This is a genomic window from Brevundimonas sp., from assembly GCF_018608325.1.
In the GTDB taxonomy this organism is placed as follows: Bacteria; Pseudomonadota; Alphaproteobacteria; order Caulobacterales; family Caulobacteraceae; genus Brevundimonas.
Genome location: NZ_JABAZW010000033.1, coordinates 1 through 5,447, shown reverse-complemented (window position 1 = coordinate 5,447; position 5,447 = coordinate 1). Strand labels below are relative to the sequence as shown.

The following is a 5,447-nucleotide window of genomic DNA, read 5'->3' as shown; positions in this document are numbered from 1 at the left end:
CTTTCAAGGGCCGGACTCTAGCTCCGCGTGGAGGAAATTCTCAGGGGCACGTCACGGCCGATCTTAACTCGCTTCAAGCGACCGCTTTTCATCAAGGCGAAAATGGTCGTTTGACCCAAGCCGGTCGCCTGCGCCGCTTCGGCTGGAGAGTAGGCAAGTTTGAAGCCATTATCGTTCGCCGCGCTCATTCCCAAACACCCCTTCTCGCTGCTCGGGCCTGATCCTCTTCACGTCTGTACGGATCGCCGAAATTTGTCTCTGATATAGCGAGCCCTTCGCGCACGAGGGTTCCGCCCAGGTCTCGACCGTTGACGGTGCAGACAGCGACGTTGCGACGGTATCGATCGGTTGAGGTCACGGTGCATCTGGCGCCATTGGCGGCGAGACGACGGGCGCGATGGCTGGCTCGATCTGCCGAGCCGCGGGCAACCGGCGAGCAGGCCCAGACATCGGGCCGTTGGCGGCAGCGGGTATGCGGCGCGACCTCCCCGGCATCGATCCCTGCCAGCCGCACGCGGTGGCGCTCGCCGTCAGCGGTCACGCACCTTCCTGAATCACCATCGGACATCAGAAGGGCGGTGCAGATCAGAACGGTGGAGATCATGCCTCCCTCCTGTCGGAGTTGGCGCGGGCTCTGGCTCGACGTGCGCGCTCAAGGTCTGCTCCGATTTGCCCGCCTCCAGTTTCGAAATCCTCCGGCAGCAAGCCGCCTTGGCAATGTGGACAGCATGGGGCCATCTTGCGTCCCCATGCCTTATCGAGCGCCTTCGCAGCTCGGCGGATGATCACCGACGCCAACGCCTCGCGGGTCTTGCCCTCTCGGCTGCGTGAGGCCCGCTCCATATCGGTGAAGTGACGGCAGAGGGTCATGAAGGCGTCAAACGCCTCGACCGGCTGATCACAGTCTTTGCACTCGATGCGGCGATCTCTGTCCGAATAGACGAGGTTCTTATGGCCGCATACCTTGCTTGGCTTCGCCCAGCCACGTGACAAGCGCACGTCCGCGAGAGAGATCACCGAAGCGGTTTGCTGCATATCCTTGATGTCGGATTCGCTCGGGTCGAAGAGGATACGGTCAGCCATCCTACGCCCCTCCCCTGTCAGCTTTGGAGGGAGGGGTTGGGAGTGCGATGGGCTTCCAGAGCGTCCACGTCTCTGGTTCGCAACTTTCCATGACGTGGGCCATCAGCCCCTCAGCATAGGTCCAATACCCGTCTGCACCTACGTCTATCACCACCTCAGGCGGGTAGAACTCCCACATCACGGCCTCAGGCCAATCGAACCCAGGCGAAAAGACGTGAATCACCGTCCCATCCTTCGGCGCGGTTTCAATCGGCCTCCACTCCACCAGATCGCGGATGCAGGCGGCTAAGTCTTCGATCAAAAAAGAGGCGTCACTGGCCGTGAAGTTCTCATCGCGGAGAGACGCTCCTGCCCGCTCAACCAGTTCCATAGGGTCGGTCATTGTGATTTCTCCCGTACGGCACGAGCCACGTCACGGAGGCCAATCCAAAGTGCTATTGCAATAATAATTTCACCCACGTTCGGCCTCCGTGCTTGAAAGGAAGGTGCGGATAGCCTGTCGCAACTCAGCGGCTCCAACGGCTAGGGATGACGTGAACGGATCAGTACGCTCCAACAGCCCCCTCGCCTCAGCCAGCTTGCGCTCTGCTTCGGTGGCTCGGACGGTGGCGCGGGATTCGCGAAGGTTCGACTCGGCCAGCAGCTCTCCGGTTCGTTCATCTGCACCCCGCAGCGCCGCGTTCTCTGCGATGAGGGCTTCCAGAGAGTCAGCACCGAACTCGCAGACCGTGAAGTCGCCATTTCCAAGGTCATCGCTACCCTCAAATGCGCGAAGGTTCCTCGCCAGTTCAGCATGATCGCCGGAGCCGGATGCGAGGGCGGTGCGACTGGTGACTTTCAAGCGGCCGCCCTCAGAAATGTCCTTCGGCTTGAACTCCCAGAACTTGCCTTTGCCGTCTGTGATCTCCCATGTCACGCCGGGGTTGAGTCGGCCCGTCCGAGTGAATTCACGCACGAAGAAGCCGGTCCGTGTTGGGTTGGCATCAGAAGCCCATTCGTTCTCAATTACGTCGCCGAACGACGGCTTCAGCGCCACCTTCTCGCGCGGGGTCATGGGCTGGGTCATTGGGGGGCCTCGGAAGCAGGGGTGAATCGTGGCCGGTCTTCGTGATCGCCTTTGATCGACTGGACGATTTCATAGTGCGTCAGCGCTTCACCTGGGGCTTGGTGATATGGGCCGTCTCTTCGGTCTCCGATCTCACGAAAGTTAAGGTGCGAGAAGAAAACGCCACTCCACCCCTCTGGCGATTGAGGATATCGGCCCAAGCCCAAGCACTGCTTGTACATGTAGTGCCGCTTGCGACGCGCTCCGACGAAATGAAACACCTTCACAATGTCGCCGCGTTCAATCGGGATGCCGCGCTTGTCGTAGCAAGTGGTGTGAGACGGTTCAGCCATCTACTTCACCTCCGCTTTCAGGGCGGCGAGGGCTTTGGGCCACTCCTTGTCCTTGAAGGCCTGCGGGGCGTCTCGTCCGGTGATGTCACGATAACCAACATCAATGCCCGCCTCGAATGCCACCCTCAACCCGTCGTCATCGGCGGCGGGTGTCGGGGATGGGTGGGTGTAGAGGGGTTCGACCACATCGCACGACGGCTTGAAGGTGCACACTGCCCATGCTCCGTCGCCAAACGCGTCCAAGTCTCGCCCTCGCCACGCCACAGGCTCCCCCGCCGCCCCTTCGTCCAATGTGGCGGGTGTCGGGGATGGGTGGGCTTCGTCACCGAGCGTCATGATCACCTGACCGGCAGGAAGTCCGAACGCAGGGCCGTATAGCGCCCAAGTGATCGGCCGTTCATCCACCTCGCCGGTGAACTCTTGGCGTTCTGGGTCGAACCGGCGCTGGCGCAGGATATCGCCCACACGATAGTCGCGGTCGTTCGCGCGCAACTCCCACGGCTTCAAGCCAGCGGCACGAGCATCAAACGGCCCAGGCCAGCATTTCACGTCGTGGGTGATTGGCTCTCGCTCCCCCGCCGCCCCTTCGTCCAGGGCCTCGGATCGGGCGGGGGTGGTGACTTCGATAGGTAGCGCTGAGCCGGTAGGCTTGGCGGCCTGCTTGGTTCTGATCTTCTCCACGATCTCAGGCTGGACGATGCGAGCCAGCTCCGTTTCGCCCGCGCCCATCATGTCGAGGTCGTGCGCGACACAGTAGGCCGCGAGCGTGACCATGACGCCGCCAACTTCTTGCGCCGGTTCGCCTACGGGACGGCCCCACACGTAGTCACGCAGAGCCGCGACGCGCGCCGGGTCGTAACCGCCCGATTGCAGCAACTCCAGAACCTCTTCCAACAAGCGGTCGCCCCGTTCTTGGCGATCTCCGGCGATCTCCCAGCCGAAGCAGTCGAGCAGCCACTGATGAACGCGCGGCTGGTACTTACCCTCCCCGGCTAGAGGGGCGGGGCGGATCAGGGCCTCAAAATCAATGAAGTGCGTGGGTTTCCAATCAAGGGAGCCATCGCCGCCGTCATCGGTGGCCCAATATGTTCCGCCGTAGTCGGCCTCGGCCTTCTGGGCCATCGCAACCCGCTCGCCGTCAGTGACGATGCCATTCGCCCAGACAGGGGCATCCTCAGCACGACAGACAGCGCCACGCGCCTCTCCGCTCGCCTCGCCCTGTTCCGGCTGCGGCTGGGCGCGGAGGGTGGTAGAGAGCGCAAAATCGCCATTGACGGAACAGTCAGAGCAAGAGCCCGCGCTATAAAGTCCATGAACGCACGACGATGGAGCTTCCTCGCGGGGTGGGAGGGCGGACAGCATGGCGGTCATCTGATGATTGAATGCCTGCGCCTGCTCCGCCATGTCGATGATTTCGGCGGCAGTCCGCAGGTCTTTGTGAAAGCCGGGCTCATCAGACGGAACGCCCTTCCCGATCCGTTCCGCTTCAGAGCGGAGGCTTCCGGCGATACGGGCACTTTCAAAGTGCAGCGGCAGCGTCGGCACCAGGCGCGTTTCAGTGGGAGTCATGGAGATATACAGAGGGGCGACAGGGGGTTGGGTGGTCATGCTGCGACCTTTTCATTCCGAGTGTGAGGGATGGCATCGACCTGGGCGATGCGCTCGCCAATCCAGCGCATGACGGGGACGGCCATGGAGTTGCCGAGGGTTTTGTAGCGAGGGCCGTCAGCGGCCATCCCCTTGCGATAAGGGATGAGCGTATAGTCGTCGGGGAAGCCCTGCAGCCGCTCGCACTCGCGGGGCGTCAGACGGCGGACGGCGGACTGAACAATGTAATCGCCGCCCTGGTTTCCACCCGCAGGCCCGGCAGCCATGACAGGCTGGGCCACATCAGTTTCCCGCCCCTTGAAGTCCTTGCCGCTGTTCATCGGCATGATGGAAAAGGCGACAGCTGGCGCATGAGCTCCCGCCGCAAGAGGGTGGCAAGGATCTCCAGATTTGGGGCTGCTGTAGTTTGCCGTGCTGGTTATCTGGGTGGTGCCGAACGTGACGATCGAGGCTGAACTATCCGTGCCGGTCGTGAGGGGCGCCGTGGCATCCCCTTCGCGATAGGCAGCGCCGTCACCAGCCACCCTGTACGCAACAGCCTGCACCTCGGCACGGGCCTCCAGCGTGTAGGACACACCTTCCTGAACGCCGACACCGTCAGGGCCGCTCGTCGGGTTTTCCCTTAGCGCTCCAGCCTGAATGGCGTGAGTGACGAACATGCCCGCGCCACTGTCGATGTGTTGGTTCTCAAGTCCGAGCTTCGATCCGAATGCGGCGTTTAATGTTGGCGATACATCGGCAGGCCAACGTCGTGCGATCACTCCTCCATCTAGGTCGAAGTCGGTTCCAAGCCCGCCGCCGCCTGTAGGGCGAGCGCTAATGGTGGGGGCAAGATCTTTCCGCGCTTCGCGGCGCGGCGCAGGATGCCCCGACAGGCTGTGGCGCTCAAATAGAACTGCTGCGGCACGTCGCCAGTCTCCAGCGTATCCGACAACGAACACACGGCGGCGTCGCTGGGCCACCCCGAAGAACTGAGCGTCAAGCACTCGGTAGGCGAACCCATACCCGAGTTCGACCATGCCCCCGAGAATGGCTCCAAAGTCCCGTCCGCCGTTCGATGACAGGACGCCGGGGACGTTCTCCCAAACCAGCCATCGGGGCCGCAGTCGGTCAGCCAGCCTAAGATATTCGAGGGCCAGGTTGCCGCGGTCGTCATCCAGTCCGCCTCGCAGGCCGGCGACGCTGAAAGACTGGCAAGGTGTTCCTCCGACCAGAAGGTCGATTGGCTCATATTCATCGGCGCGGATCGTCGTGAAGTCGCCATGCAACGGCACCTCTGGATAGTGGTGTTGAAGGATAGCGCGCGGGAACGCCTCGATTTCGGACAGGAAGGCGGCCCGCCAGCCCAGCGGATGCCA

Annotated in this window: 6 protein-coding genes; all 6 read right to left on the bottom strand. The window is 62.4% G+C overall.

The window, feature by feature from the left end:
- Positions 1-184: 184 nt before the first annotated feature.
- Positions 185-604: a thermonuclease family protein gene (locus QZ281_RS03330; protein WP_292224715.1), complete on the bottom strand. Its 420-nt coding sequence runs from the start codon at positions 602-604 to the stop codon at positions 185-187.
- Positions 601-1,083 (bottom strand): hypothetical protein, encoded by a 483-nt coding sequence (locus QZ281_RS03325; protein ID WP_292224713.1) that lies wholly within the window; start codon positions 1,081-1,083, stop codon positions 601-603. The genes QZ281_RS03330 and QZ281_RS03325 overlap by 4 nt, the downstream gene beginning before the upstream one ends.
- A 1-nt stretch (position 1,084) precedes the next feature.
- Positions 1,085-1,465, bottom strand: a complete 381-nt coding sequence (locus QZ281_RS03320) for a hypothetical protein (protein ID WP_292224711.1) — start codon at positions 1,463-1,465, stop codon at positions 1,085-1,087.
- A gap of 69 nt (positions 1,466-1,534) precedes the next feature.
- Positions 1,535-2,137, bottom strand: a complete 603-nt coding sequence (locus tag QZ281_RS03315) for a hypothetical protein (protein WP_292224709.1) — start codon at positions 2,135-2,137, stop codon at positions 1,535-1,537.
- A 344-nt stretch (positions 2,138-2,481) separates the two neighbouring features.
- Complete coding sequence (locus tag QZ281_RS03310; protein ID WP_292224708.1) at positions 2,482-4,089, bottom strand: DUF3850 domain-containing protein; 1,608 nt, start codon at positions 4,087-4,089, stop codon at positions 2,482-2,484.
- Positions 4,086-5,447 (bottom strand): DNA (cytosine-5-)-methyltransferase (gene dcm, locus QZ281_RS03305; RefSeq protein ID WP_292224705.1); only part of this gene is annotated, 1,362 nt, incomplete at its 5' end. The genes QZ281_RS03310 and dcm, both read right to left, overlap by 4 nt.

Bases quoted from the DNA above. Each gene is read 5' to 3' on its own strand.
- QZ281_RS03330 (WP_292224715.1), bottom strand. From the start codon at position 604: ATGATCTCCACCGTTCTGATCTGCACCGCCCTTCTGATGTCCGATGGT.
- QZ281_RS03325 (WP_292224713.1), bottom strand. From the start codon at position 1,083: ATGGCTGACCGTATCCTCTTCGACCCGAGCGAATCCGACATCAAGGAT.
- QZ281_RS03320 (WP_292224711.1), bottom strand. From the start codon at position 1,465: ATGACCGACCCTATGGAACTGGTTGAGCGGGCAGGAGCGTCTCTCCGC.
- QZ281_RS03315 (WP_292224709.1), bottom strand. From the start codon at position 2,137: ATGACCCCGCGCGAGAAGGTGGCGCTGAAGCCGTCGTTCGGCGACGTA.
- QZ281_RS03310 (WP_292224708.1), bottom strand. From the start codon at position 4,089: ATGACCACCCAACCCCCTGTCGCCCCTCTGTATATCTCCATGACTCCC.